This is a genomic window from Massilia rhizosphaerae, assembly GCF_016093545.1.
Classification (GTDB): Bacteria; Pseudomonadota; Gammaproteobacteria; order Burkholderiales; family Burkholderiaceae_D; genus Telluria; species Telluria rhizosphaerae.
The window spans coordinates 103,648-130,129 of the sequence record NZ_JADKYX010000013.1; the positions used below are offsets into that span (position 1 = coordinate 103,648).

20 protein-coding genes are annotated in these 26,482 nt (G+C 67.6%); 10 read left to right on the top strand and 10 right to left on the bottom strand.

What is annotated here, in order from left to right; genetic code table 11:
• Positions 1–10 precede the first annotated feature (10 nt).
• From ISF28_RS19030 to ISF28_RS19060, 7 genes are all read right to left on the bottom strand, one after another.
• The gene (locus ISF28_RS19030; RefSeq protein WP_370663467.1) at positions 11–1,228 is read right to left on the bottom strand and encodes a lipopolysaccharide biosynthesis protein; all 1,218 of its coding nucleotides are present in this window, start codon (positions 1,226–1,228) and stop codon (positions 11–13) included.
• Positions 1,229–1,251: 23 nt separating this feature from the next.
• A complete protein-coding gene (locus ISF28_RS19035; protein ID WP_198118750.1) occupies positions 1,252–2,406 on the bottom strand; it encodes a DegT/DnrJ/EryC1/StrS family aminotransferase in 1,155 nt (384 codons plus the stop codon).
• Positions 2,407–2,425: 19 nt separating this feature from the next.
• Positions 2,426–3,043, bottom strand: a complete 618-nt coding sequence (locus ISF28_RS19040) for an acyltransferase (protein ID WP_198118751.1) — start codon at positions 3,041–3,043, stop codon at positions 2,426–2,428.
• A gap of 1 nt (position 3,044) precedes the next feature.
• On the bottom strand, positions 3,045–4,106 hold the full coding sequence (locus ISF28_RS19045; protein WP_198118752.1) for a Gfo/Idh/MocA family protein: 1,062 nt from the start codon (positions 4,104–4,106) through the stop codon (positions 3,045–3,047).
• Positions 4,107–4,116: 10 nt separating this feature from the next.
• Positions 4,117–5,445, bottom strand: coding sequence for a nucleotide sugar dehydrogenase (locus tag ISF28_RS19050; protein WP_198118753.1), 1,329 nt, complete (start codon positions 5,443–5,445; stop codon positions 4,117–4,119).
• A 37-nt stretch (positions 5,446–5,482) separates the two neighbouring features.
• Positions 5,483–7,426 carry a polysaccharide biosynthesis protein gene (locus ISF28_RS19055; protein WP_229519198.1) on the bottom strand — a complete coding sequence of 648 codons (1,944 nt, stop codon included), beginning with the start codon at positions 7,424–7,426 and terminating at the stop codon, positions 5,483–5,485.
• Between the two features lie 476 nt (positions 7,427–7,902).
• Positions 7,903–8,880, bottom strand: a complete 978-nt coding sequence (locus ISF28_RS19060) for an N-acetylmuramoyl-L-alanine amidase-like domain-containing protein (RefSeq protein ID WP_198118755.1) — start codon at positions 8,878–8,880, stop codon at positions 7,903–7,905.
• A 200-nt stretch (positions 8,881–9,080) separates the two neighbouring features.
• Between ISF28_RS19060 and ISF28_RS19065 the strand changes: the two genes are divergently transcribed.
• From ISF28_RS19065 to ISF28_RS19095, 7 genes are all read left to right on the top strand, one after another.
• Positions 9,081–12,026 (top strand): TonB-dependent receptor, encoded by a 2,946-nt coding sequence (locus tag ISF28_RS19065; RefSeq protein ID WP_198118756.1) that lies wholly within the window; start codon positions 9,081–9,083, stop codon positions 12,024–12,026.
• A 316-nt stretch (positions 12,027–12,342) separates the two neighbouring features.
• Positions 12,343–12,516 (top strand): hypothetical protein, encoded by a 174-nt coding sequence (locus tag ISF28_RS19070; RefSeq protein WP_198118757.1) that lies wholly within the window; start codon positions 12,343–12,345, stop codon positions 12,514–12,516.
• Between the two features lie 40 nt (positions 12,517–12,556).
• Positions 12,557–12,727, top strand: a complete 171-nt coding sequence (locus ISF28_RS19075; protein WP_198118758.1) for a hypothetical protein — start codon at positions 12,557–12,559, stop codon at positions 12,725–12,727.
• A 190-nt stretch (positions 12,728–12,917) separates the two neighbouring features.
• Positions 12,918–13,292 (top strand): LiaF transmembrane domain-containing protein, encoded by a 375-nt coding sequence (locus tag ISF28_RS19080; RefSeq protein WP_198118759.1) that lies wholly within the window; start codon positions 12,918–12,920, stop codon positions 13,290–13,292.
• On the top strand, positions 13,282–13,980 hold the full coding sequence (locus ISF28_RS19085) for a LiaI-LiaF-like domain-containing protein (RefSeq protein WP_198118760.1): 699 nt from the start codon (positions 13,282–13,284) through the stop codon (positions 13,978–13,980). The genes ISF28_RS19080 and ISF28_RS19085 overlap by 11 nt, the downstream gene beginning before the upstream one ends.
• A 13-nt stretch (positions 13,981–13,993) precedes the next feature.
• Positions 13,994–15,100 carry a sensor histidine kinase gene (locus ISF28_RS19090; RefSeq protein WP_370663468.1) on the top strand — a complete coding sequence of 369 codons (1,107 nt, stop codon included), beginning with the start codon at positions 13,994–13,996 and terminating at the stop codon, positions 15,098–15,100.
• Positions 15,101–15,103: 3 nt separating this feature from the next.
• Positions 15,104–15,853 (top strand): LytR/AlgR family response regulator transcription factor, encoded by a 750-nt coding sequence (locus tag ISF28_RS19095; protein ID WP_198118761.1) that lies wholly within the window; start codon positions 15,104–15,106, stop codon positions 15,851–15,853.
• On the opposite strand, the gene ISF28_RS19100 is transcribed toward ISF28_RS19095, so the two are convergent.
• The 3 genes from ISF28_RS19100 to ISF28_RS19110 all read right to left on the bottom strand — a co-directional run bounded on the left by ISF28_RS19100 (position 15,850) and on the right by ISF28_RS19110 (position 20,735).
• Complete coding sequence (locus ISF28_RS19100) at positions 15,850–18,120, bottom strand: ATP-dependent DNA helicase (protein ID WP_198118762.1); 2,271 nt, start codon at positions 18,118–18,120, stop codon at positions 15,850–15,852. The two genes, ISF28_RS19095 and ISF28_RS19100, sit on opposite strands and share 4 nt — an antisense overlap.
• On the bottom strand, positions 18,117–19,772 hold the full coding sequence (locus tag ISF28_RS19105) for a VRR-NUC domain-containing protein (protein WP_198118836.1): 1,656 nt from the start codon (positions 19,770–19,772) through the stop codon (positions 18,117–18,119). The genes ISF28_RS19100 and ISF28_RS19105 overlap by 4 nt, the downstream gene beginning before the upstream one ends.
• A gap of 126 nt (positions 19,773–19,898) precedes the next feature.
• On the bottom strand, positions 19,899–20,735 hold the full coding sequence (locus ISF28_RS19110) for a hypothetical protein (protein WP_198118763.1): 837 nt from the start codon (positions 20,733–20,735) through the stop codon (positions 19,899–19,901).
• A 57-nt stretch (positions 20,736–20,792) separates the two neighbouring features.
• On the opposite strand from ISF28_RS19110, the gene ISF28_RS19115 reads away from it, so the two are divergent.
• The 3 genes from ISF28_RS19115 (at position 20,793) to tagF (ending at position 26,465) form a co-directional block, all read left to right on the top strand.
• Positions 20,793–21,632 carry a M15 family metallopeptidase gene (locus ISF28_RS19115; protein WP_198118764.1) on the top strand — a complete coding sequence of 280 codons (840 nt, stop codon included), beginning with the start codon at positions 20,793–20,795 and terminating at the stop codon, positions 21,630–21,632.
• Positions 21,633–21,732: 100 nt separating this feature from the next.
• Positions 21,733–25,479 carry a type VI secretion system membrane subunit TssM gene (gene tssM, locus ISF28_RS19120; RefSeq protein WP_198118837.1) on the top strand — a complete coding sequence of 1,249 codons (3,747 nt, stop codon included), beginning with the start codon at positions 21,733–21,735 and terminating at the stop codon, positions 25,477–25,479.
• Positions 25,476–26,465, top strand: coding sequence for a type VI secretion system-associated protein TagF (gene tagF / locus ISF28_RS19125; RefSeq protein WP_370663469.1), 990 nt, complete (start codon positions 25,476–25,478; stop codon positions 26,463–26,465). The genes tssM and tagF overlap by 4 nt, the downstream gene beginning before the upstream one ends.
• Positions 26,466–26,482 lie beyond the last annotated feature (17 nt).

Genomic DNA, 26,482 nt, shown 5'->3' on the forward strand with positions numbered 1-26,482 from the left:
GCGCTGGCCCTCATGCCGCCGCCAGGCGATTCTGCGAGATCTGCCACGACATGTGCAGATACACCAGGTAGAGCACCGAATAGCCGATCGCGTACCACAGCACGTTGTCATGCAGCGATCCCGGCATCAGGAAGGTGCCCAATGTCGTGAAGAACAGCGCGATCTGCCAGATCAGGTCGACCTGCTGCTTGCCCGTGACAAAGAACACATAGCTGAGCGGGCTCGCGATGAAATTCAGGAAGCACAAGGGCGCGAGGATCTGCGCCAGTTCGCCGGCGGGGCGCCAGGAAGCCCCGAACACGTGGCCGAACAGCTCGGGCGAGAACAGCAGCAGCACGAGGGCCGGCCCCGCGCCCAGCATGAACAAGGCCTTGAACGTGTAGCGGTATGCATGGCTGCAATGGCCGAGCGTCTGGAACTCGTGCACGGATTCGCGCTTGAACACTTCGAGCACGGAGGATGCCAGCAGCGACACCGGTGCCGACAGCACGCGTTGGGTGAGGGCATACAGGCCGGCCGCCACGGCGCCGTGGCGCCAGCCGATCAGGAACAGCGGCATCTGGCTCACGAGGGCGTTGAGCAGGTTGGACGGCAGCGAGAAGCGCCAGAATTTCCGGTGCCGGTGCAGATACGCAAACGCGGCGCCATCCAGGCGCAACGCCAGCCGCGGACGTGGCGGACGCAGCAACAGCGTGGCCGCGGCGAGGCCGGCCGCGAGCCCGATCAACTGGCCCATCAGCAGGCCCGCTTCGCCGGCGCCCAGCATCAGCAGGAGCAGTTGGGTGAGTGCAATGGTGCCGGCACCCCACACCTTGGCCCGCGCGGCCTTGCCGAAGGCCTTGTGCGACGTCGCGTACGCCAGTGTCGTCTGGGTGTAGGCCGTGAGCCAGGTGCCGGCGCCGACGAGCAGCAGCGCGCCCCACGATTGCCCGCTCAGCGCGGCCAGTCCCAGCGCGTGGGCCAGCAGCGCGCACAGCGAGACGAGCACGGAGATCGTGCTGGCGCAATAGAACACGACGGAAAAGCAGACCCGCTGCTGTTCCGGTTCGTGATCGAGGATCATGGCGGTCTCGAGACGCAGGGTGGCGATGATGGCGGACACGGCGACGACGCCGAGCCACACCGAAAAGGCCCCCATCTCGCTGGGCGTGCACATGCGCGTGATCAGCGGTGCCGCCAGCAAGGGCAACGCCTGGGCGCCGAGCGCGCCGCCCAGGACAGTTGCCACGTGTCTCCAGAAGCCGGGCAGATTCATACGGGCACGGCCGCCGTTGAGGAGGGCCGGGCCGGCGCGCCGGCAGCCGCCTGTTCGGCCGGCGTACCGACGGCTTGCAGCAGTGCCGCGCACACCCGCCGGATGTCTTCGTCGGGCAGGTAGGGACTCATCGGCAGGCTCATGACCCGGTCCGCCAGGGCGCGCGCCACGGGGCACGTCGCGCCGCCGCCCAGGTGCGCATACGCCGGCTGCATGTGGATCGGCACCGGATAATGCACCGCCGTCGGGATGCCGGCGTCCTGCAGGGCGCGCTGGACGTCGTTGCGCCGGTCGACCAGCACCGTGTACTGGGCGAACGCGCTGGTGCGGTCGGCGTTGCGGGCGACGAGGTCGACCTGACCCGCCAACAGGGCGTCATACGTGGCGGCGGCGCGGCGGCGCTGTGCGAGCTCCCAGTCGAACAGGTCGAGCTTGGCCAGCACGATGGCGCATTGCAGCGTGTCCATGCGGCCGCCGACGCCGATCCGGGTGTGCACGTAGCGCCGGCTCTGGCCGTGCACGCGGATCTCGCGCATGGCGCGCGCCAGGTCGTCGTCGCTCGTGAACAGCGCACCCCCGTCGCCGTAGCACCCGAGCGGCTTGCTGGGGAAGAAGCTCGTGCAGGCGATCGTCGACAGGTTGCAGCTCTTGCGGCCGCGATAGTCCGCGCCGAAACTTTGCGCCGCGTCCTCGATCACGGCCAGGCCGTGGCGGGCCGCGATGGCGTCGATCTCGTCCATGTCGGCCGGCTGGCCGTACAGCGCGACGGGCATGATGGCGCGCGTGCGCGGCCCGATGCAGGCCTCGACGAGGGCCGGATCCAGGTTGCCGGTGCGCCCGTCCACGTCCACGAACACGGGAACGGCGCCCAGCAGCACGATCGTCTCGGCCGTGGCGATGAACGTGAACGGTGTCGTGATGATTTCGTCGCCCGGCTTGATGCCGAGCGCCATCAGGGCGATCAGCAGTGCCTCCGTGCCCGAGGCGACCGTGACGCAGTGGCGCGCGCCCGTGTAGGCGGCCAGCCGTGCCTCGAGCTCGGCGACTTCCGGCCCCATGATGTATTGGCCGTGGTCGAGCACGGCCTGGATGCGCCGGTTGATCTGGTCGCGCGATGCGAGGTACTGGGATTTGAGATCGATGAATTCCATGGCGGTCGGGAAGAGGTGATCACGGTTGATGGGACGCCGGGGCCAAGGTGCAGATCCCGTCGCGCAGCACGTAGACGTCGCCCGTGTGGGGGCAGGTGGCTTCGCCGCTGCCGGACAGCGGCAGCGCCAGGCGTTCGCCGAAGCGGCTGATCCAGCCGATCTGGCGCGCCGGCACGCCCGCCATCAGGGCGAAGTCGGGCACGTCGCGCTTGACGACGGCGCCGGCGCCCACGAACGCGTGGCGGCCGACCGTCACGCCGCAGACGATCGTCGCGTTGGCGCCGATGGTGGCGCCCCGCTTCACGACGGTGCGGCGGTACTGGTCCTTGCGAACGATGCCGGCGCGCGGGTTGTAGACGTTCGTGAACACCATGCTGGGACCGCAGAACACGTCGTCCTCGAGCGTGACGGCGTCGTACACGGACACGTTGTTCTGGATCTTGACGCCGTTCCCGATCACGACGTCGTTGCCGACGAAGACGTTCTGTCCGAGCGAGCAGCCGCCACCGATGCGGGCGCCGCCGCAGACGTGGGTGAAATGCCACACGCGCGTGCCCGGCCCGAGCACGGCGCCCGCGTCGACGATGGCGCTGGGATGGATCGCCTGGGGTTCGGCCGGGGTGTCATGGATGTTCATGTCAGTACTCCAGGGGCAGCGCGACACGTTTTCCGTCGCGTGCGGACATGTACGCGGCGACGAGCACTTCCAGCGACTTGAGGCCTTCGCGGCCGTCCGTTTCCGGCTCGGCCTCGCCGCGCAGCACGCGGATCACGTTGTCGTAGTACAGCGGATGCCCGAAACCGTACACGGACGTCGTCTGGTAGCTGGCGTCCGTGACGAGCGCGTCGTCCGGGTCCGGCGTGGCGAATTCCCATTGCTGGATCTCGTTGACGGCGACGCCGCCGATGCGCACGGTCCCGTGTTCGCCCAGCACCGTGATCGACCCTTCCAGGTTGCGCGGGTAGGTGAGCATCGTGACGTTCATGGAGCCGAGCGCGCCGTTGCGCCAGCGCAGGCTGAGCACGCCCGTGTCCTCGACCTCGATGTCGCGCGCCAGCGTGGCCGTGTAGGCCTGCAGGCTTTCCACGGGGCCGATGATCCAGTCGATCAGGTCGACGTAGTGACTGGCCTGGTTCATGAACGCGCCGCCGTCGAATTCCCACGTGCCGCGCCAGCCGGCGCTGCGGTAATACTCGGGCGGGCGCGTCCAGAACACGTTCAGGTTCACCATATAGATGCGGCCGAAGCGCTTCTTGTCGACGGCGCGCTTGAGCAGCTGCAGCGTGGCGTTGCGGCGGTTCTGCTTGACGACGAACAGGCGCACGCCGGCCGCGTCGGCCGCCGCCACCATGCGCTTGCCGTCGTCCCAGCGCGTGGCCATCGGCTTTTCCGTGATCACGTGGCGGCCGGCCTGGGCGATGCGGATCGCCTGCTCGGGATGCAGGCCGGACGGCGTCGTGACGATGAAGGCGTCGGCCGCGCAATCGCGCAGCATCGATTCCAGGCTCGTGTAGGCGGCCGCGCCGGTGGCTCCGACGGCGCGGTCGAGGGCGCGCGGGTCGACGTCGCACACGCCGACCAGCTGGGCACGGTCCTCGTGCTGTCTCAGCGCTTCGAAGTGGTTGGCGGCGATGCGTCCGCAGCCGACCAGCGCGAAGCGGATCTTGCGGTCCGTGATGGGAGCGGGATACTGGCGCATGGGGGGCTCCTCAGGCTTTGACGAGGTTCGGCAACGGCGACGGGTAGACGCCGCGGGTGTCGACGATCAGGCTGGCGTACTGGCGCACCAGTTCGTAGTCGAAGGCGCTGTGCGCCGTCGCGATCAGCACGACGTCGCAGGACGCGATTCGCTGCGGCGTCAGCTCGACGCTCCTGAGGTCGAAATGGTGTTCGCGCATGCGCGGGAACACGGGCACATGCGGGTCGGAATAGTCGACGACGGCGCCTTTCTCGCGCAGGATCTCCATCAGTTCCACGGACGGCGATTCGCGCATGTCCTCGACGTCCTTCTTGTAGGCGATGCCCAGCACGAGCACGCGGCTGCCCATCACGGCCTTGCCGCGCCGGTTCAGCGCGTCCGTGAGTTTGCCGATGACCCAGTGCGGCATGTCGCTGTTGATTTCGCCGGCGAGCTCGATGAAGCGCGTGTGCAGGCCGTATTCGCGCGCCTTCCAGGTGAGGTAGAACGGGTCGATCGGGATGCAGTGGCCGCCCAGGCCCGGGCCCGGGTAGTAGGGCGTGAAGCCGAAGGGCTTCGTGGCCGCCGCGCGGATCACCTCGTGGATGTCGATCTGCATGCGGTCGGCGATGATCTTCATCTCGTTCACGAGGCCGATGTTGACGGCGCGGTGGATGTTTTCCAGCAGCTTGGTCAGTTCGGCCGCGCGGGTCGAGCTGACGGGCACGACGCGGTCGATTGCCGGGCTGTACAGCGCGATGCCCGCTTCCAGGCAGGCCGGCGTGACGCCGCCGCACACTTTCGGGATCGTACGCGTGTGGAAGTCGGGGTTGCCCGGATCTTCGCGCTCGGGCGAGAACACGAGGAAGACGTCCTGCCCGATCGAGAAGCCGCGCGATTCCAGGCGCGGCTTGAGTTCCTCGTCCGTCGTGCCGGGATAGGTGGTGCTTTCCAGCGACAGCAGCTGGCCGGGCCGCATGAAGGGCAGCAGGGCGTCCGTCGTGTCGAGCACGAACGACAGGTCGGGTTCGCGGTAGGCGTTGAGGGGCGTCGGCACGCAGATGATCAGGGCGTCCGGCTCGCCGGCGCGGGAGAAGTCGGTGGTGGCTTCGAAGCCCCGTTCGCGGGCGCGGGCGATGTCGGCGGCGGCGATGTGGTGGATGTAGCTTTCGCCACCGTTCAGGCGTTCGACCTTGGCGCCGTCGATGTCGATGCCGAGCACGCGGAAACCGGCTTCGGCATAGCGCAAGGTCAGCGGCAGGCCGACGTAGCCCAGTCCGATGATGCCGATGACGGCGGTGCGCTCACGCAGCCGGGTGGTGAGCTGTTCGAGATAGGCCGGTTTGCTTTCGTCACGCATGTGTGTCCTCGCCAAACAGTGGGTGGAAGGGTCGTCGTCAAATCCGGAACGGCACGAATCGCCTGATCAGGCCCAGGCGCGGCTGCGGGGCCGCGAGCGGCGCCGCAGCCGGCGCGGCCGGTGCGGTGGCCGCGGTCGCGGAAGTCGCCGGTTCGAGCGTGGACCGGTTGGGGCTGTATTCGGTGACGATGGCCTTGACCATCGCCTCGATCATGGGACGCTCATGGGTCTCGCAAGCCATCATCAGGCAGGTGATGAAGGTGTCCAGCACGCCCGGCCTCAAGGCGTTTTCCTTCATGCGCATGATGCGTGGATGGTCGCTGGGGAAAACGACGCCGTCCGTCAGCAATTCCTCGTGCAGCTTTTCGCCGGGGAACAGGCCGACGTAGCGGATCTCGATCTCGCCGTCCGGGTTCTGCGGCGACTTTTCGGTTAGGCCGGACAGGGCGATCAGGGTGCGCGCGAGGTCGACGATGCGGACCGGTTCGCCCATGTCGAGCACGAACACGTCGCCGCCCTTGGCCATGGCGCCGGCCTGGATCACCAGCTGGGCCGCCTCCGGGATCAGCATGAAGTAGCGCGACACGTCGGGATGCGTGATCGTGAGCGGGCCGCCGCGCGCGATCTGGCGCTGGAACAGGGGGATCACGGAGCCCGACGACCCGAGCACGTTGCCGAAGCGGACCATGCAGAACGTGGTGCGCGGGCCGTCGCCGACACCTTGCCGCACCGCCGCGGCCTGGAAGATCAGCTCCGCGATGCGCTTGCTGGCGCCCATGATGTTGGTGGGCCGCACGGCCTTGTCGCTCGAGATCAGCACGCAGGTCTCGACGCCGTTCCTGGCCGCCTGGCTGGCGATCACCTGGGCGCCGAGGACGTTGTTGCGCAAGCCTTCGACGATGTTGGTTTCGACGAGGGGCACGTGCTTGTAGGCGGCCGCGTGGTAGATCGTGTCGACGGGACCGGCGCGCAGGATGCGTTCCACGAGGTCCGCATTGCAGACGGAGCCCAGGTGGGCTTCCACGGGGATGTCGGGGACGCGGTTGGCCAGCTCCTGGCGGATGGTGTACAGCGCAAACTCGGAGTGGTCGAGCAGGTGCAGGCGGTTCGGGCCGAGGGTGACGATCTGGCGACACAGCTCGCTGCCGATGGAGCCGCCCGCGCCGGTCACGAGTACCGTCTTGCCGCGCACGCAGCGGGCGAACAGGTCGACGCGCGGCGGCACCGGAGGTCGGCCGAGCAGGTCTTCGAACTTCAGGTCGCGGATGCTGTCGCGCGGCGTGACCTTGTCGTCGGCGAGGTCGACGAGGCGGCTCAGGATCTTGGTGGGAATGCCGGCCTGGGCGAGCCGCTGCATGATGTCGCGCAGGCGCTCGGGCGACACGGACGGGATGGCGATCACGATGGCGCGGACGCCCATCGCGCCCACGATCTCCACGAGGCGATCCGTATGGAATACGCGCAGCCCGCCGATGTTGCGTTCGTTCAGCGCGTGCTTGTCGTCGAAGAAGCAGACCGGGCGGTATTCGTCGCTGTTGCGCATGGCTTGGGCCAGCCGCGCGCCGGCTTCGCCCGCGCCGTAGATGGCCACCACTTCCGTGGCGCTGCGCGGGCCCGCCTGCTGATTGCGCAGAAAATTACGTACGCCAATGCGTGACGCGATGACATAGGAAAAGACGATAAACCAGTAAATGGCCAATGCGCTGCGCGGGAAGTTTTCTTCCTTGATCGAAAACGTGACGGCGTAGGCGCATAAAATGGCGACGGCCAATGCGATGCCGGTGACGCTCAATAAGCGCTGGTCGATGAAGCGAATGACGGCGCGATATAAATCGGAAACGGAAAATGCGGCGATCGTCACGACCGCCACCAGAATATAGGAGGCCGGCCCGAAATGAGAGGCCAGTCTCAGATCGCCGCCGCGCAGCAGCATTGCGATCAGAAAACAGAATGGCAGTGCGATCAGATCAGCCGTGACCATCAGCGCGATTTTCGTCGTGCGATGCAGGGACACCATTCTGGAGCAAAATCGACTGATAAGCGCTTGATTTAGCTTGATCATGATTCTGAAACGCGGCGTGAGTTGGCAAAGATGAATATCCGTCAGTAAAAACAAACGGGTGATCGAACGTGCGCTTTTGTTCCTGAGGTGATCTGTCGATGGATGGAGTGTGCCGCCAGTTAGATTAAATATTGCTGAGTAAGTTTATTATCTCGGCGTATATGAATTACGGGTTTGACCATGCTCAACCGCCTAAACGGAATTTGTCGCAAATGACACGAACATGAAAATAGGAAATTGAATTGGGGAATATGTTTTAAAGAAATTTCCCCATTTAATAAAATAGGAAATTTATTTGCCGAAATAAATTCGGAAAGGCGGGAAGGGAGAGATGGCGGATTACCGCCGGGGGGAAACTTGCCGTCCGGCGGTCGCGGGCGCCGGACGGGGGAGGGTCAGGCGCCGGCCGGACGGCCCGGGCGCGGCTGGGGCGCCATCGGCGGCACCACGATGTCGTCGTTCAGGCGCAGGAACTTGAAGCCGGCCAGCACCTGGCCGTTCTTGCCTGCCTGGCGGTTGCGCTCTTCGCGCGCGGCGGCGCGGGCGATGAACGCATCGAACGTTTCCTCGCGCACCTGCGGCTCGGACGAGTGGATGAAGTGGCGCTCGCCGTCGGGGCCCAGCACGACCAGCCCCACGTGCGACGCCCAGTAGCGGCCGTCGCGCGTCGAGATCACGTTGACGAGGTCGCCTTCACGCAGCTGGCCCGCGATGGCGGCCACGCGGTCTTTCGGCACGTAGGCCTGCGTGCTCGTCTCGATGGGGATGCTGGCGTCCGTGTGGTGGCGCGTCTTGAGGAAGCGGGCGCGGTCGATCGTCATCGTGTAGGTGGGACCGTCGGGGCCGGCCAGGTCGGCGCTGATGTCCGTGACGAGCCAGCGGTTGGCGACGTTCCAGTCCATCTCCGTGTAGTGGTTGCGCGTGGCCACGCCGATGATGCCGTCGCGGTAGCGGATGCGCTGCAGCATCCAGAAGAATTCCTCCCACGATTGCGACAAGGCCATCGCGTAGGTGTGTTCCGCGAATACGACGCAATCGCTGTGGTCCAGGCTGAACATCGGCAAATCGTCATGGACCTGGTAAGGGAACTCGCCCAGCAGGTTCAGCCGGTAGGGCTGGCCGAGGTTCTTGCGGGCGATGGCGGCGATGCGCTTGCGCAGGTCGGGCTCGGCGTCGTGCACCCAGGCGATGTAGCGGCCCGCCTCGACGGGATGCATGCGGTACAGCGGCTTCGCGAGGACCGTCGCGAGCGGTTCGGCGGCGGCGGCCTGCACGGCGTCCGCGACGGGCGCGGGCGGCGTCGCGCAACCGGCGCCCAGCAGGGCGATCAGGGTGGGGACCAGAAGCGCGGACGGCGCGCGGGTTCGATGCATGGCATTCCTCGGGCAGGCGATAAACCGCTACGCTAACCCGGCCGGACGTTGCTGTCAAAATGCCTGGTCCGCACGGCCGAGCATTCCTTTTAGTTATATATTATGCAACAGTAATCATTATCCAACGCTTTTTTCGTCATCAATACTGAGCGCGCGACCGGGACACACCGGCCCTACGATGCGAATGAGAGGAGAGAGATATGTTGAAGCAAAAGCCGCTCGCGGCCGCCGTGTCGATGGCGTTGCTGGGCGTGACGGGCGCGCCCGCGCTGGCCCAGGACGGCGCCGGCAGCGTCCCGATGCAGACGGTCGAAGTGACCGGCATCCGCGCGTCGATGGCCAAGTCGCTGGCCGTCAAGCGCGACGCCACCGCCAACGTCGAAGTGATCACGGCCGAGGACGTGGGCAAGATGCCGGACAAGAACCTGGCCGACTCCCTGCAGCGCCTGCCCGGCGTGGCCGTGCGCACCGATTACGACGAGGCGGAAAAGGTGGCGATGCGCGGCACCAATCCGGACATGTCCCTCATCGTCTTCAACGGCCACACGGTCAGCAGTGGCGACTGGTACATCGCGGACCAGGCGTCGAGCAGCCGGTCGACGAGCCTGTCGCTGATGCCGTCGTCGGTGCTGAACCAGGCCATCGTCTACAAGACGTCGCGGGCGGACATCGTCGACGGCGGCCTGGCCGGCACCATCAACGTCACGACGCGCAAACCGTTGGCGCAGAAGGAGCGGCTGTCGGGCGTGGCCAGCGTGGGCGCCAGCTACGCGACGTTGCCCGGCAAGACGGCGCCGGACCTGAACGCCTCCGTCAACTGGAAGAACGAGGCGGGCACGTTCGGCTTCATCGTCCAGGGCTTCGCGGAAAAGCGCTACATCCGGCGCGATTCCGCGTCACGCCTCGCCTACGGCACGAGCAGCGGCTGGGACGTCATCAACACGTCGACCATGAAGGGCATCACGGATGCGTCGCTGGCCGGCAGCGGCTACAAGGCCGCGGACCTGAACGGCGTGCGCATGCCCGGCTCGATGAGCACGGAGTTCGTCGAGGGCGTGCGCGACCGCAAGGGCGGCATGTTCTCGCTGGAGTTCAAGCCGAACCGGGACCTGGACCTCACCGTGACCGGCTTCACGTCCACGCTGAAGGCGCCGAACTACGGGCGCCTGAAGGCCGGCGCCATCTACAGCATGCTGCTCGGTAAGGCGTCGCTGGCCGACGGCGCCACCGGCGCGTCCGCGGCGAACACGAACTCGAACGGCCAGCAGGTGTTCGCATCGATCCGCAACCCCGTCATCGTCGACGAAACCACGATGTACGGCGACCAGCTGCGCGTGCTGAAAAGCGCGGACATCCTGTTCCCGGACGGGACGACGCCGCAATACATCGGCAACTCGGAAGGCTTTTATCGGCAGGGCGCGCGCGCCACCAGCTCCTTCCTCGACCTGGACGGCAAGTGGCGCGTCAATCCGGACCTGACGTTGAAGACGCTGCTGTCGACGACGCGCGGGGTCGGCAAGACGGACTTCGACCAAGGCCTGACCTATGCCCGCTTCGGCACGGGCGTGTCGTACGCGCTGGCCGGCGTCGACAACGCGCCGTACGTGCAGTACTACGGCACCGGCATCAAGCCGGACCAGCTCGTGGTGCGCACGATCTCCGGCCTCAAGACGACGGACCGCGAGACGAGCGGCCAGGTCGACGGCGAGTACCGCGTTGCCAGGGGCTGGCTGCAGTCGGTCGAAGGCGGTCTGCGCTACGCCGACCATCACCGCGACAGCGCCCGCCGCTATCCGGCCTATCACAATCGCGACATCACGATCGGCGCGCCCACCACCACGATTCCATGGCCGGCCGACTTCGGCGCGGGCCTCGACGGCCCGGCCGGCTGGGACAACACGGGCTACACGTTCGCGCCAAGCGTGCTGATGGACTATTTTGCCGGCGCGACGAAGGCGACGAGCGCCGACTACGAGCGCCGCATCGCATCCGAGCTGCACATGCGCGAGCGCCAGAGCGCGGGCTATGTGATGGCCAACCTGGAAGGCGAGCGCTGGTCCGGCAACGTCGGCCTGCGCTTCGTGCAGACCCGCATCAATGCCGACATCCCGACGCCGATCCCGGCCGGCGTCTGCCTGCGCGCGGCGCCGGGCCAGCCGGCGATTCCGTGCGCGGCCTATCCGGGCGCGATCACCACCGCGGGCGACCTGCAGCCGTACTACGACAACGAACCCTTCAAGAACAACACGGGCAACACCTACTACTTCACGAAGACGGACCGCCGCTTCGACAATTGGCTGCCCAGCATGAATCTGCGCTACGAGCTGACGAAGGAACAGATCGTGCGTTTCGGCGCGAGCCGCACGGTGGGGCGCCAGAACTACAACCTGCTGGGCGCCGGCTTCGGCAACCCCACGTGCGATGCCCAGGGCTGCCGCGTGACGGGACCGAACCCGGACATCAAACCGCTCACGGCGGACAATCTCGACGCCTCGTGGGCGTGGTATTTCGCGCGCCGTTCGCTCGTCGCCGTGGACCTGTTCTACTCGCGCATCCAGGGCTATGCGAAGACCGGCACCAAGGGCGGCGCCACGATCGACCTGTGGGACGCGGCGGCGCAGGCGATGAAGACGTACGCGGTCCAGACGTCGGAGCAGCAGGGCGCCCACATCGCGGGCCTGGAGCTGTCGTACGAGCAGCCGATCGGCACGACGGGATTCGGCTTCACGAGCAACATCAGCCGCGCCCGCACGAAGGTCGACGACGGCCGGCCGATGGTCGGTGCGTCCGAATGGGCCGCGAACCTGGGCGGCTATTTCGAGAACGACAAGGTGTCGTTGCGGCTGGTGGCGAACTATCGCAGCGAGTACGTGAACAGCTCCACGGCGCCGGCGCCGACCGCGAACAGCCAGGGCCTGTACAGCGTCAACGGCGTCCTGATGCCGTCCGCGCCCACGATGGCCGCGCCGGTGACGACGCTGGCCTTCAACGCCGGCTGGAACATCACGCCCAACCTTCTTTTCACGTTCGACGCGACGAATCTGACGAACGTGAAGCGCGCCTATTACCGTTACAGCGAGGAGGAACAGCAGAAGCTCGATGTCAGCGGCCGCCAGTTCTACGTGAACCTGAAGTACCGGTTCTGACGCCGTTCGCACAGCGAAGAAAAGGGGCGCGCAGCCCCTTTTTTCTTGCATTTTCGACGTTGCGTAGGCGCAGTTGAAGGTGGTTTGTAGGACTAGAACTCAAGGGCTCGAACAGTGTGCGGCATCTAACGGTCCACACCCGCGCGGTCTCGCTACGATGGAGGCGTCGAGTGAGGCGCAAGCGATATTCCGCGGCGGCCAACCACCTCGACAGGTTAGCCGGTCGCCTCGAGGACCGGCACCAGATTCCCAAGCCGGCGCCACCTGCGGCCATCGAACCGCGCAGGCGCCGGCCTCACCGGAAGCGGAGGTTGCCATGTCCACGACGACGACTACGACGAGCCACCCACCCAAGCATCTCGTGCGCGAATACCTCGAGCGCCGCTCGAAGGACACCAGGCCGCCGCCGACGCCGGAAGAAATCCGGCGCCAGCTGGGCTGGGGCTTGTTGATGCCGTCGGACGACCGGATCGGCGCCTCCCGTTCCTGAAACGATTCGCAGTCTTACCGTCACCGAACAGGAGAAGCCAATGACCGCCAAGATCGGCAGCAAGAACATCGCCCAGCACCGCGGCAAGAAAGAGCGCCAGGAAATCCGCAAGATGAACATCGCGCGCGAAGCCCTCAAGATCGAAGCCGCCCGCGCCAAATACCGCAACCAGCAGAAGGGCCAGCGTCCGCCGGCCGCCGCGGCCGCGTGATCATGGCCTGATCCGCCCGCCTCACGCATTTTTCCGGGCCCGCCATGGCGACATGGCGGGCCCGCTTGCATTCGCCGACGGCATCGCCGTTCACCGGCGCCGCGCCGCCGTTGACCGAAAAGCGCTTTCGCGAACGGCCCTGTCTCCGTTATCGTGTCGTCATTCGATCCAACGACAACCCGGAGGTAACATGAATAGCGAAGCTTCCTATCATCTGCGGCGCCAGGTGTTGTGGGGCCTGGTGCTGGTGGGGCTGGGCGTGGCCTTCCTGCTGGACCAGATGGATGTGGTCGATATCCGTGCGCTGTGGCATTACGCGCCGCTGCTGCTGGTCGTGGTGGGCATCAACCAGACCATCGGCTACCCGAGCGCCCGCGAATTTTCCGGTGGTCTGTGGACTGTTTTCATCGGCCTATGGCTGTTCGCCGTGCTCGAAGGCCTGTGGGGCCTCACGTTCGGCAACAGCTGGCCCCTGTTCATCATCATCAGCGGCGTCACGATGGCGATCCGTCCGATCGCCGAGCGCCGCTTCGGTTCCAAGGGAGGGAACGGCCATGGAAAATAATACGAACCGCGCCGCGAGCCAGGTCGTGCTGGGCCTGCTCGTCGTGGGCATCGGCGTCCTGTTCCTGCTCGATAACCTGGACATCCTGGATTTCCGCCACGCGGTCGGCTTCTGGCCGCTCGTCTTCATCGTGGCCGGCTGCGCCGCGCTGTTCGGCAACGGCGCGCGCAGCGGCAATTACATGGGGGCCGTGCTGATCGGGATCGGCGTGCTGATGATCCTCGGCCGCATGGGTTATGTTTACATCAGCTGGGGCACGCTGTGGCCGCTCGTGTTGATCGCGCTGGGCGGCCTCGTGCTGTACCGCTCGCTGGGCCCGGGACGGGTCGCGCGCCCGAGCCCCATGGCGGGAGAGAGCCCGGACAATGTCGTCGACATCGTCGCGGTGCTGGGCGGCTTCGAGCGCCGGATCACCACGCCGGATTTCCGCGGCGGCGAGATCACGGCAATCCTGGGCGGATGCGAGCTCGACCTGCGTGGGGCGGGCATCGTCAAGGAGGCCGTCATCCACATCTGCGCGATCCTGGGCGGCATCACCGTCAAGGTGCCGCCCGACTGGACCGTCGTCCTGAACGGCACGCCTGTGATGGGCGGCTTCGCGGAAAAGACGATCACGCCGCCCGACGGCAGCAAGCGCCTCGTGATCACCGGCTACGCCATCATGGGTGGCGTGGAAGTGCGCAACTGAAGGAGTGCCGCCGGTGCACGGAGTCTTCGCCAACTGGCGCGCGGCGCTGCTCTACCTGCTGGCCTGGCTGATGCTGGGCCTGCTGCTGGCCGGCATGCTCGCCTCGAGCGGCGCCGCCTGGGGCGCGAGTGTGGTGTTCGCCGTGCCGCTGGCCCTCGTGTACGCCTACGCCACGGGCTTTTCCTCCTATTACGTGTGCCGGGCGTATCCGCTGGACCGGCGCCGCCCGCCGGCGATCGCGGCCGGCGTCGCCGTGACGGCTGCGTGCGCGGCCGTGCTGTGGTGCGCGCTCGGCGCCGCGTGGGACAGCCTGCTGGCCGCGCTGGCGCCGGCGGGATATGCGCCGGTCGCGAGCGGCCCCGTGCTGGCGTCGATGTTCGGGCTCGGCACGATCCTGTACGGGCTGATGATCGCCGTGAACTACCTGCTGATCGAGGCGGAACGCGTGCGCCTGCTCGACACGCAGCGCCTGCAGATGAAGCTGATGGCGCAGGACGCCGAGCTGCGCATGCTGCGCGCCCAGGTCGATCCGCACTTCCTGTTCAACAGCCTGAACTCGGTGAGCGCGCTGACGTCGATCGACCCGGCGGCCGCGCGCGCCATGACCGTGCAACTGGCCGAGTTCTTCCGCCACACGCTGGGCCTGCGCGCCGGCCGCAAGGTGACGCTCGAGCGCGAACTGCAGCTCGTGCGCCATTTCGTCGCCATCGAACAGGTGCGCTTCGGCGACCGGCTGCGCTTCGAGGCCGACGTCGATCCCGCCGCCGCGCCCTGCCTGCTACCGCCGATGCTGCTGCAGCCGCTCGTGGAAAACGCCATCAAGCACGGCATCGGCCAGATGATCGGGCCCGGCCTCGTGCGCATCGAGGCGGCGCGTGCCGGATCGATCCTGCGCATCCGCGTGGAGAACGACGTCGACCCCGACGATGTCGCCGGTGGCGGCGGCGCGCGCGGCACCGGGCTGGGTCTCGTCAACGTGCGCCAGCGCCTCGCCGCGGACCATGGGCACGAGGCCAGCGCGCACTGGGCGCGCCGCGACGGCCGCTTCATCGTGGAGCTGGCGCTGCCGGCCGAAACGGCCAACGAACCGCAAACCGCAACCGACGTGGAAGGAGCCTGACGCATGCGCGTGATCATCGTGGACGACGAACCGCTGGCGCGCGCCGTGCTGCGCGAACATCTGGGGGCGCATGCCGACGTCGAGATCGTCGGCGAATGCGCCAACGGCTTCGAGGCCGTGAAGGCGATCGCGGAGCTGGCGCCCGATCTCGCCTTCCTCGACATCCAGATGCCCAAGCTGGACGGCTTCGAGGTCGTCGAACTGGCCGGCGCGAAGACGCATTACGTGTTCGTCACCGCGTACGACCAGTTCGCGCTGCGCGCCTTCGACGTGCATGCGCTCGACTACCTGCTGAAACCCTTCACGCGCGAGCGCCTCGCGCGGGCGCTCGCGCACGCGCGCGAACGCTTCACCGCGCACGGGGCCGCGACGCAGGGTGAGGACGCGATGCGCGCGCTCGTGAGCGACGCGCAGGCGCGCCACCAGCCGCTCGAGCGGGTGCTGATCCGCGACGGCGCGCGCGTGCAGGTGATTCCCGTCGCGCGCATCGATTACGTCGAGGCGCAGGACGATTACGTGGCCTTCTTTGCCGAGGGCCGGCAGTGGCTCAAGAACCAGCGCATGGCCGAACTGGAAAGCCAGCTGGATCCGCGCGCCTTCCTGCGCGTGCATCGGTCCTACATCGTCAACCTGGCCGCCATCGCGCGCATCGAACCGACGGGCAAGGACGGGCATTGCGCCATCTTGAAATCCGGCGCGCGCATTCCCATCAGCCGCAGCGGCTATCAAAAGGTGCGCGATTTGATGCGCTAGGCAGCCATGCCGACGTGCCACCAGGCGGGCAGCAAGGCCCGCACTTCCGGCCGGGCGAAGCGGTCGTCGATCAGCCAGACGACGCCGCGGTCCTGCTCCGTGCGGATCACGCGGCCGGCCGCCTGCACGACTTTCTGCATGCCGGGATAGAGGTAGGTGTAGTCGTAGCCGGCGCCGAACATCGCCTGCATGCGCCGGCGCAGCTGTTCGTTGATCGGGTTCACCTGCGGCAGGCCGAGGGTCGCGACGAAGGCGCCGATGAGGCGTTCGCCCGGCAGGTCGACGCCTTCGCCGAACGAGCCGCCCAGCACCGCGAAGCCGATGCCGCGGCCGCCAACGGCGAAGCGCGCGAGGAATTCCGCCCGTTCCGGCTCGCTCATGCGGCGCGCCTGGCGCCACACGGGAATGTCGGGATGGTCGCGCTCGAAGCGGTCCGCCGCCTGCTGCAGGTACTCGAAGCTGGAAAAGAACGCGAGATAATTGCCGGGCCGCGCGTGGTACTGGTCCGCCATCAGCGCGGCGATCGGCGCGAGCGAGCCGGCGCGCGCCTGGTAGCGCGTCGAGATGCCGTGTGCCACGTGCACGTCGAGCTGGCTCGCGGTGAACGGCGAGTCGACGTCGATCCACGCCGTGTCCGCGGGCATGCCGAGCAGGTCGGCGCAATAATGCCAGGGGCTCAAGGTGGCCGAGAACAGGGTCGTCGAGTGGGCGTAGGCAAAGCGCGGTGCGAGGAAAGGCGCGGGCACCACGTTGCGGATGCACAGCGTCGTGTCGCGCTCGTTGTCGCGCGTGACGTCGAACAGCGAGTGCTCGCCGAACGATTCGGCCAGCCGGCCGAACTGCAGCGCGGCGAAATAAAAGTCCTGCAGCGCGGGATCGAGCGGCACGGTCAATGCCGCCATGTGCTCCGTGACGGCGCTGGCCGCGCCCTGCAGCGCGCCGAGGAATTTGTCGGGCAGGCCGTCCAGCACCTGGTAGGGCTGCGGGGCTGTCTTGCCCACCTCCGTCCACGCGCGCTTGACCTTGTCGAGCGGCTTGTGCAGCTCCGGCGGTGCAGCGGCGCGGGCCGCGCGCAGGTTGCTCCGCTGCAGCGTCGCGCTGTACATGGAGCGCGCCCGGGCCACGAGATTGTGCGCCTCGTCGGCCAGCACGCTGACCTTCCAGCCTCGCTCCAGCGCCAGCGCGTACAGCATGGCGCCGCCGTCGAACCAGTAGTTGTAGTCGCCCACGACGACGTCGCTCCAGCGCACCATCTCGCTGCCCAGGTAGTACGGGCAGACGTCGTGCGCGAGGCCGATCTCGCGCAGCGTGGCGCGGTCGAGCATGTCCGCTCCGGCGGCGGCCGCGCGCGCGGCCGGCAGGCGGTCGTAGAAGCCTCGGGCGAGCGGACAGGCGTCGCCGTGGCAGGCCTTGTCCGGGTGCTCGCAGGCCTTGTCGCGCGCGCTCAGTTCGAGCACGCGCAGGGGCACCGTGCCGCCTGACCTGAGGGTGGCCGCCGCGTCCAGCGCGAGCTGGCGTCCGGGCGTCTTCGCGGCCAGGAAAAAGATCTTGTCGAGATTCTGCGCGGGCGCCGCCTTCAGCACCGGGAACAGGGTGCCGACGGTCTTGCCGATGCCGGTCGGGGCTTGCGCGAGGAGGCTGCGCTTGCCGGCATTGGCGCGGAAGACGGCTTCCGCCAGCTGGCGCTGGCCGGGGCGGAAGTCCGCGTGCGGAAAGCGCAGCGCCGTCAGGGCCGCGTCGCGCGCCGTGCGGTGCGCGAGTTCCTGCTCGGCCCAGGCGACGAAGCGGCGGCACTGGTCGTCGAACTGCGCGGCGAGCTCAAAGCGCGTGCGGGTCTCGGAGAGCACGGTCTCCTGCTGGCTCCCGATGTCGAAGTAGACGAGCGCAAGCTCGACGTCGTCCAGGTCTTCCTGTTCGCACAACAGGTGGCCGTAGACGCGCAGTTGGGCCCAGGCGAGGCGCCGGTGGTTGTCGGGGATGCGGTCGAACTGGCCGCGGTAGGTCTTCACTTCCTCGATCAGGTTCCGGTCCGGATCGTAGCCGTCGGCGCGTCCGCGCACGTGCAGCGGCCCCCAGTCGCCTTCCAGCGTCACTTCGCTGCGATACCGCTCGCCGCGCCGGGACGCCACGACGGCATGGCCGGCGATGCCTTCCTGCGCCGTGGGCGAGGGCGTGAAGCGCAGGTCGAGGTCGCCCTCCTTGGCCGTGAACTCGCACAGGGCGCGCACGGCGACGACGTAGCGCGGACCGGCCGCCGTGCCGCTCATGCCGCCGCCTGCTCCCACTGCAGATAGCACACCGTGACCGGCATGCCGTGCGTGGCGCAATAGTCGATCCAGCGCAGCTGGTTGTCCTGCAGGCGGTCGCCCGGGCCCTTCACTTCGATCATGTCGTAGCGCTTTTCGTCCGGCCAGAACTGGATCAGGTCGGGGAAGCCCGTGCGGTTTTCCTTCACGTCCTGCAGGATGCGGCGGAACCACAGCTGGAGGTGCGCGGCGGGAATGCAGTCGAGGGCCAGCTCGATGATGCCGCGATCGAGCCAGTCCCACGCGACGAACGGCGACTGCAGCCCCGCCTTTTCTTCGTACGTCGCGAGGATGGCGGCGCGGTGGCGGCCGTCGTCCAGCAGCGCGAGGCAGGCCTCGAAGTCGTCCTTGCGGCGCTGGTAAAAGTCGGCCGCGAACAGGTCGGCCGGGCCGCGGTGGAACGGGTGGAAGAACGCGCCCGGAATGGCCGCGAAGACGGCGCGCCAGCACAGGAGGCCGAACAGCGTGTTGGCCAGCGTGTTCTCGACATAGAAGACGGGCGCGTCGTCGCGCCACAGGTGGTCCAGCACGACGCCTTCGACGCGCCAGTCGCCGTCCGGCAACGGCAGGCACAGGTCGAGCCGGGCGGCCGGCGGCGCGCGGCGCACCGGGCTGGCCGGGTGGCCCAGCTTGCGCGCCAGGCGCGGGCCGAGGCGCAGCAGGTGCTGGCGTTCCGCCTCGCTTTCCGGCGCCTGTCGTGCCGCCTCGAACAAGGCGTGGGCCTGGTCGAACTTCTCGTGCTTTTCCAGCACGCGGATGGCGCGTCCGCGCGCGCCCGGATAGCGGCAGTCGGCATACACGGCATACGCGTTGTCCCAGTCTCTTTCCTTTTCCAGCAGTTGGCCGATCTGGAACAGCAGGCGCTCGCGCCGGCTGTCGAGCCAGTCGTTGCCGAAGGCGTGGCGGGGCAGGCCGGCCAGGATGTCCAGCGCCGGCTCGCCCGCGTAAAAGCGCTCCTTGCAGGCGTGCAGCTGCAGGTAATGGTCGATGTCCCGGCGGGCCCGGAAGCCGCGCGACGCCGGCGAGAATTCGACGCGCTCGTAGCGGAACAGGCCGAGGTCGGACAGGACGAATTCGGTCCAGTCCTGGGAGAGGTTGCCGAAGAAGATGAGGCGCAGGCGGTCGCACAGGGGTTGCACGAGCAGGCGCAGCGCAAGATCGTCGCAGCCGGCATACCACTGCGAGAACGGGCGGTGTTCGGCATAGGCGGTGTCGGCCCGCAACGCTTCCAGTTGATCGGCCTTGCGCGCAGTCTTGCGCGCGCCCGTCAGGCCCAGGGCAGCGGCGAGTTCCGGCTTGGCCAGCAGGTCGAACAATTCGTCGAGCGTGAGCACGGGATCGGATTCGATCCAGCTGCTGGGCAGCAGCGCGTGGGCCGCCGCGACGGGACAACCGATCTCGGCATAGCGGAGCTTGCTTGCGCGAAACAGCGTGCCCTTGCGCATCACCATCCGCACGAACAGGGCGCGCGCCGGCTGCGGCAGCCGGGGAAAGGCGGCGATGAACGCACGCTCGTCGTCGATGAGCAGGTCGGCGTAGCGCTCGGCGATCCAATCCAGCACGCGCTGGAAGTTGTCCAGATAATAAAACTCGTTTTCCAGCACTCTGATCATCGTCATACCGCACAAACTGTATTTTTGTACAGTATAACGGCGACGACGACGCTGGCCCAGTGGTTTTGGCGCCGCGGCGGCGTGCGGCGTGGTTTTCCAGCCGCGCGCCGCCTCGCGCATGCGCTCCTATTGTCGGGATGGCAAGCGCGGGTTGCAGGATCGGTCGGCGCATGCGGGCCTTCCTGTGGCATCGGCGGCGTCATTGTGGGCGCCGGTGTGCTGCAGGATGGCCGAGATCAGGGCAACGTCCGAATCGACCGTCGCGGATGACGGCGCCGTTCGGGATGTGCCCCGTCTTTGCCGCGGCGCCGGTTCGGCATGCGCCAGCGCCGGCGTTTGCGGCCGAACCGGCGTGTGACGGGCGGCGGGCGCTTGCGCGCGGACCGTCGGCCCGGCGGCGGCATGTGGCGTGGCGGCGGCCGGGTCCTGCGAAGCGGCCGGCGTCGGCGGCGCCGCATCGACGATGACGGCGCCGCGCGCGGTTGCCGGGGCCGGCGCATCGCGCGGTTCGCCGGGGTGCGGCGGTATCGGGGCGGATGCGGGCGCTTCGGCGGCCAGCGCCGCATGCGTGTCCGGCAGCGCGACCGTGGTGCCGGCGCGCGCCGCGTAGACGTCGCCGGGATGCATGGCGGCGGCCGCGGCGTCGTGCGCGGCATCGTGGGCGGCGGCGGCCGTACCGGTGGCCGGAACGGTGGGACGCAGGGTGGTCCGGGCCGCGCCGGCGGTCTCCATGTCGCGCGCCGGCGTCCCGTCGCGCACGAGCCAGGCCAGGACGACGAGCAGGGTGCAGGCCACGAGGCCGCCGGCGCCGTACCAGAAGACAGCCGGCCGGGCGAAGATGCGCCGGCCCGGGGCCTGCCCATCCAGCATGGCGAGGATATTGATGTCGCCGTTCGTCCGGCGCGACGACGACATCAGGTTGGGACGTCTGGAGCCGGCTTGATTTTCATCTGTAGGGCGCACCGCGTTACTCCTAAGATTGGAAAACTAGTTCCAATTAGAAACAAACCGGAGAAGCCGATGCTGATCTTCGTCGCATTCTTGTACTTTTGCGTGGCCTGCAGCGTGATTTGGCTCGTCGTGTTTCCGGGGGGCCGTGCCTCGGTGCTGCAAGTGCTGGGCCTGTTGCAGCGGCGCCTCCAGTGGCGCGTGGGCGGCTGGCAACGTAGCGGCAACGCCACGCTGCAGGCGTCCCGGTCGGGCGCGCGCCGGTTGTTGTACGACGGCCGCAAGGTGTTGCGCCGGCACTGGGCCTGGTTCGCCGTCGGCGTGCCGCTCGTGATGATTCCGACGCTGGTCGCATTGCTGATGCGCCGGCCGGATATGCTGCCCGACTACGAGCCGTCCGCCCCGGTCGTCGACGCGCAGGTCGCCGCGCTGCTCAAGGGCGAGCAGCTGGTGCCGCCGGCCGCATTGCCGCCGCTCGCGTTCAGTACGCGCGAAGTGGAACTGGTGCGCCCGATGCTGGTCGACGCCAGCCGCAACTGGGGGCTGTTGCGGCCGGAATTCAGTCAGCGCCTGTTATTGGTTTTTAAGATCATGAAAGAGAAATACGGTTACGAGATGGCCTTGCTGGAGGGTTACCGCAGTCCCGCGCGCCAGGACATGTTGGCGGGCATGGGGTCGCAGGTGTCGAACGCGCGCGCATTCCAGAGCTGGCATCAGTACGGGTTGGCGGCCGATTGCGCATTCTGGCGCGACGGCAAGCTCGTGATCTCGGAAAAGGACCCGTGGGCCATGCGTGGTTACCAGCTCTACGGGGAGGTCGCAGAGTCGGTCGGCCTCACCTGGGGCGGACGCTGGACGATGATGGATTTCGGCCATGCCGAATTGCGGATGCGCGGGGTGATGCATCGCTGATCCCGGACGGGGTTCCCGGAGCGTTGTCTCACCTCAAATTTTCGATAAGGAAATAGTGCCAGTATTGCCGATGGTATTCACCAACTTTCGAACGAATATGATGGCCCGACTCTGGCAGTTCCTCACCGACAGACGTGTATTGGCCGTGATCGGCTTCGGCGTGCTCGCGGCATTCCTGCTGCTGGGCGCGACATCCATCGACGTGGCCCTCATCTGGGCCGCGCTGCTCGGCCTGCTGTTGCTGGGGGCAGGCGGGCTCGCCTGGCTCATCCGGGCCTGGCTGCGCAAGCGCGCGGCCAGCCGGCTGGGCGACGCGATCCTGACGGGCGGAGACGCCGACGGCAAGGCCCAGGCCGCGCGCAACGACGCCGCAGTGTTGCGCAAGGGCATGCTGGAAGCCATCAACACGATCAAGACGTCCAAACTGGGCCTGACGCGCGGCGCGGCGGCGTTGTACGAGTTGCCGTGGTACATGATCATCGGGAACCCGGCGGCGGGCAAGAGCAGCGCGATCAAGCATTCCGGCCTGACGTTCCCCATCCCGGGCAACAAGGCGGTGCAGGGCGTCGGCGGCACCCGCAACTGCGACTGGTTCTTCACCACCGACGGGATCCTGCTCGACACGGCAGGCCGTTATTCCGTCTTCGAAGGGGACCGTACCGAATGGTTCAGCTTCCTCGATCTCCTGCGCAAGCATCGCCCGCGGGCCCCGATCAACGGCATCCTGATCGCGGTCAGTGTCGCCGAGCTGGCCGGCGGCAGTCCCGAGGCGTCGATCGAGCTGGCCAAGAGCCTGCGCACGCGGGTGCAGGAACTGACCGAACGGCTGGGCGTCCACGCGCCGGTCTACGTGATGTTCACGAAGGCCGACCTGATCGCGGGCTTTGCCGACTTCTTCCACGACTGCGAACGGACGGAGCGCGAACGCGTCTGGGGCGCGACCCTGCGCTACAACCGGCGCAGCATGCCGCACGACGTCCTCGCGTTCTTCGACCAGCATTTCGACGAGCTGCACGACGGTCTCAAGGAGATGAGCCTCGCCAGCATGGCCGGCAACCGCAGTGCCGCGCCGCGTTCCGGCGTCTTCACGTTCCCGCTCGAGTTCGCCGCACTCAAGCCCCAGCTGCGTGCCTTTCTCGCCACGCTGTTCGAAGAAAACACGTGGCAATTCAAACCCGTGTTCCGCGGCTTTTATTTCACCAGCGCGTTGCAGGAGGGCAGCGTCGAGAACCTGTCGGCACGGCGTGTGGCGGGACGGTTCGACTTGCAGCTGCGCCCGCTCGGCGAGAAGGCCGCCGGCGACGAACCGGCGCAGGGCCCGGGTCAGTCCGGGTTCTTCCTGTTGCAGCTGTTCCGCAATGTGATCTTCGCCGATCGCGACCTGGTCAAGCGGTACACCAGCCCGGCCGCCACGCGCATGAAGATCGGCGCATTCTTCGCGGCCACGCTCCTGCTCGGCTGTGCGCTGGGCGGCTGGAGCTGGTCGTACATGGGGAACCGTCAACTGGTCGCCGACGTCAGGGCCGACCTGGACAAGGTCATGAGGCTGCAAGCCGGCCGCTCCGATCTGCAAGCGCGGCTGGAAGGGCTCGACATCCTGCAGGACCGCATCGAGCAGCTCGAGAAATACCGCAAGGATCGCCCGTGGGCGCTGGCGTTCGGCCTGTACCAGGGCGCGGCGCTGGAACGCAAGCTGCGCGACGAATATTTCGCGGGCGTACGCGAGGTCATGGTGCAACCGGTGGCGGGCGCGCTGGAGAGCCTGCTGGCCGACATGAACGCGAACGCCGCCCAGCTCGACCCGAACGTGCGGGCGACGCCGGCGCCCAAGCCGGGCCAGCCGTACCAGGACGTCTCCGCCACGAACGTCGGCGACGCCTACAATGCGCTCAAGACTTACCTGATGTTGGCCGACAAATCGCATGCCGAACCGGGCCACCTGAACGACCAGCTGACGCGCTTCTGGCGCGGCTGGCTGGAAGCGAACCGCGGCGCGATGCCACGCGAACAAATGATCCGCAGCGCCGAGCGCCAACTGACCTTCGTCCTGGCCCATATCGACGACCAGGCCTGGCCCCAGATCACGCCCAAGCTCAGCCTGCTGGACACGGCCCGCGAAAACCTGCGCCGCGTCGTGCGCGGGACGCCTGCGCGCGAGCGTGTGTATGCGGACATCCGCACGCGCGCCGCGACCCGCTTCCCCGGCGTGACGGTGGCGCGCATCGTCGGCGAACAGGACCAGGCGCTGGTCGTGGGCAGCTATGCCATCAGCGGCGCCTACACGCGTGAAGCGTGGGAGAAATTCGTCCAGGGCGCGATCCGCGAAGCGTCGACCCACGAGCTGCAAAGCAGCGACTGGGTCCTCAAGAGCGTCGCCAAGGACGATCTCACGCTGGAAGGCAGTCCGGAACAGATCCAGAAGGCGCTCGTCGACATGTATAAAGCCGATTACGCGCGCGAATGGAGCAAGTTCGTCCAAGGCGTGACGATCGCCGACCTGAACGGCTTCGACGCCAGCGTGCAGGCGATGAACCGCCTCGGCGATCCGCTGAGCTCGCCGCTGGCGAAAGTGCTCAAGTTCGTCCACGACCAGACGGCCTGGGACGACCCGGCGCAGGCGCGGGTGGATACCGTCAAGCTCAAGCGCGGTCTCACGGGATGGTTCCGCGAAGTCGTGCTGCGACAGGCGCCAAGCGGGGCGCGCCAGGCCGCCGATGCCATGGGGCCCTTGCCCGTGGGCGGCGTGCTGGCGGCGGGCCCCGTCGGACGCGAATTTGCCGGCGTCGCGCGCCTGGTCGGCGTCAAGGAAAAGGATGCGTCGCTGATGACGGGCTACCTCGACGCGTTGTCGAAACTGCGCAGCCGCCTGAACCAGCTCAAGAACCAGGGCGATCCCGGCCCCGGCGCCAAGCAGCTGATGCAGCAGACACTGGAGGGCAATGGTTCCGAGCTGGCGGACGCGCTGAAATATGTCGACGAGCAGATGTTGACGGGCATGACGGAGTCGCAGAAGCAGATGCTGCGTCCGCTGCTCGTGCGCCCGCTGGTGCAGACCTTCGCCATGATCGTGCTGCCGTCGGAATCGGAGATCAACAAGACGTGGCAGGCCCAGGTCGTCGAGCCGTTCCAGAAAACCCTGGCGGCCAAATATCCGTTCGCGCCTTCGGCCCAGATCCAGGCGACCCCGGCCGAGATCGGCCAGGTGTTCGGCCCGGACGGCGCCGTCGCGAAATTCGTGGGCACGACGATGGGACCGCTGGTCGTGCGGCGCGGTGACGTCCTCAGCAGCCGTACGTGGGCCGATGTCGGCATTGCGCTGGCCCCGCAGGTCGTGAGCGGCTTTCCCGGCTGGGTGGCGCCACTGTCGGCCAACGGCGTGGCGGCCGGCAGCGGACCGCAGACCGTGTTCCAGCTGCTGCCGTTGACCGCGCCCGGCGTCACCGAATACACGATCGAAATCGATGGCCAGCAGCTGCGCTACCGCAATACGCCGCCGGCCTGGGTCAATATGGTGCATCCGGGGCCGCAGGGCAGTAGCGGGGCCAAGATCAGCGCCGTCACGTTCGACGGCCGCACGGTCGAACTGTTCAACGAGCCGGGCCAGTTCGGGCTACAGAAAATGATCGAGGCGGCGGCCAAGAAGCGCCTCGACGGCGGCACGTTCGAATTGCGCTGGAACACCGGCAATGTCTCGGTGGCCGTCAACCTCAAGCGGATCAGCAGCACGGAGGCCACGGCGGGCGATGCGCAGGCCAGCCAGGGTTTCCGCGGCCTGCGCTTGCCGGACACCGTCGTCGGCCACGCGACGGCCGCTGCCGGCCCGGCGCTGGCGGGAGCGTCGCAGTGAACCGCGCCGCGAACCGGCCCTCGCAACGCGTGCCCGCGGCCAGCCGGATCGGTTATTTCGGCAAGATCCCGGCGCACAGCGACTTCATCAAGCATGCCGACGACCAGCCGGTCATCGGCATGCTGGACGATTGGATCGCCCAGGTGATGGCACGGCTGCCTGCCGATGCCCGCTGGAAGCTGAATTACGATGCGATGGCGCCGGCCAGCTTCGCCTTCGTCGGGCCGGACCGGCGCCATGCCGTGGCCGGCCACCTCGTCGCCAGCCATGACCGGTCGGGGCGGCGCTTCCCGTTCCTGATGATGCGCACCGTCGACGTGCCCGATCCGGCCGGCTTCGTCGCCGGCTGCCCGCTGGCCTTCGGGCCGTTGTGGGATTATCTGGAGGGCATGGCGCCGCGCGTGCTGGGCAGCGCCGACCCGAGCGCTTATCTGCAGGCGATTGCGGAGGCGCCGGTGGTGCAGGGCGAGCACGATGGCGCCCTGGACAGTTACCTGGCCCTGGCCACCGTGGGTGAATTGACGGCGCAATTGGAGCTGGCGCTGGACCGCATGGTCCTCGGACTCGGCCTGCTGCTGCAGCCCGTCATGCACAGCCGTCCCGCCAGTCTCCACAAGAGCCTCGTGCTGCCGCTGCCGCGCGACGGCGCCAATCGGCACGCGGCGGCCGCGTTCTGGCTGGGACTGGTGCTGCCATTCATCCGGCGCAGCGGATTCGATCTCGTGCTGTTCCTCACCCGCGTGCGCGACCGGCCGGCCCTCGTCGTCGGCTTCGGCGGCGAGGCGGCCGGCACGCTCCATGCGTTGATCGATCCGCTCGTCGCCGTCGACCAGCAGGTGCACCTGGCGGACAACGCCTGGATCGACGAGCAGCTGGGCCTGGACGTCGAGGTGCGCACCCTGGCCAGCTACCTCGAACAGCCGGCGCTGCCCCTGCGCCTGGCGCGCGAATTGTTCCTGAAAACCTTTATCGGAGGCGCATCTTGAATCCGAAAACCCTGATC

Excerpts from the sequence above, each read along its gene's own strand:
- ISF28_RS19035 (WP_198118750.1), bottom strand. The coding sequence starts at position 2,406 with ATGGAATTCATCGATCTCAAATCCCAGTACCTCGCATCGCGCGACCAG.
- ISF28_RS19040 (WP_198118751.1), bottom strand. The coding sequence starts at position 3,043 with ATGAACATCCATGACACCCCGGCCGAACCCCAGGCGATCCATCCCAGC.
- ISF28_RS19045 (WP_198118752.1), bottom strand. The coding sequence starts at position 4,106 with ATGCGCCAGTATCCCGCTCCCATCACGGACCGCAAGATCCGCTTCGCG.
- ISF28_RS19050 (WP_198118753.1), bottom strand. The coding sequence starts at position 5,445 with ATGCGTGACGAAAGCAAACCGGCCTATCTCGAACAGCTCACCACCCGG.
- ISF28_RS19055 (WP_229519198.1), bottom strand. The coding sequence starts at position 7,426 with ATGGTCACGGCTGATCTGATCGCACTGCCATTCTGTTTTCTGATCGCA.
- ISF28_RS19060 (WP_198118755.1), bottom strand. The coding sequence starts at position 8,880 with ATGCATCGAACCCGCGCGCCGTCCGCGCTTCTGGTCCCCACCCTGATC.
- ISF28_RS19065 (WP_198118756.1), top strand. The coding sequence starts at position 9,081 with ATGTTGAAGCAAAAGCCGCTCGCGGCCGCCGTGTCGATGGCGTTGCTG.
- ISF28_RS19070 (WP_198118757.1), top strand. The coding sequence starts at position 12,343 with ATGTCCACGACGACGACTACGACGAGCCACCCACCCAAGCATCTCGTG.
- ISF28_RS19075 (WP_198118758.1), top strand. The coding sequence starts at position 12,557 with ATGACCGCCAAGATCGGCAGCAAGAACATCGCCCAGCACCGCGGCAAG.
- ISF28_RS19080 (WP_198118759.1), top strand. The coding sequence starts at position 12,918 with ATGAATAGCGAAGCTTCCTATCATCTGCGGCGCCAGGTGTTGTGGGGC.
- ISF28_RS19085 (WP_198118760.1), top strand. The coding sequence starts at position 13,282 with ATGGAAAATAATACGAACCGCGCCGCGAGCCAGGTCGTGCTGGGCCTG.
- ISF28_RS19095 (WP_198118761.1), top strand. The coding sequence starts at position 15,104 with ATGCGCGTGATCATCGTGGACGACGAACCGCTGGCGCGCGCCGTGCTG.
- ISF28_RS19100 (WP_198118762.1), bottom strand. The coding sequence starts at position 18,120 with ATGAGCGGCACGGCGGCCGGTCCGCGCTACGTCGTCGCCGTGCGCGCC.
- ISF28_RS19105 (WP_198118836.1), bottom strand. The coding sequence starts at position 19,772 with ATGATCAGAGTGCTGGAAAACGAGTTTTATTATCTGGACAACTTCCAG.
- ISF28_RS19115 (WP_198118764.1), top strand. The coding sequence starts at position 20,793 with ATGCTGATCTTCGTCGCATTCTTGTACTTTTGCGTGGCCTGCAGCGTG.
- tssM (WP_198118837.1), top strand. The coding sequence starts at position 21,733 with ATGGCCCGACTCTGGCAGTTCCTCACCGACAGACGTGTATTGGCCGTG.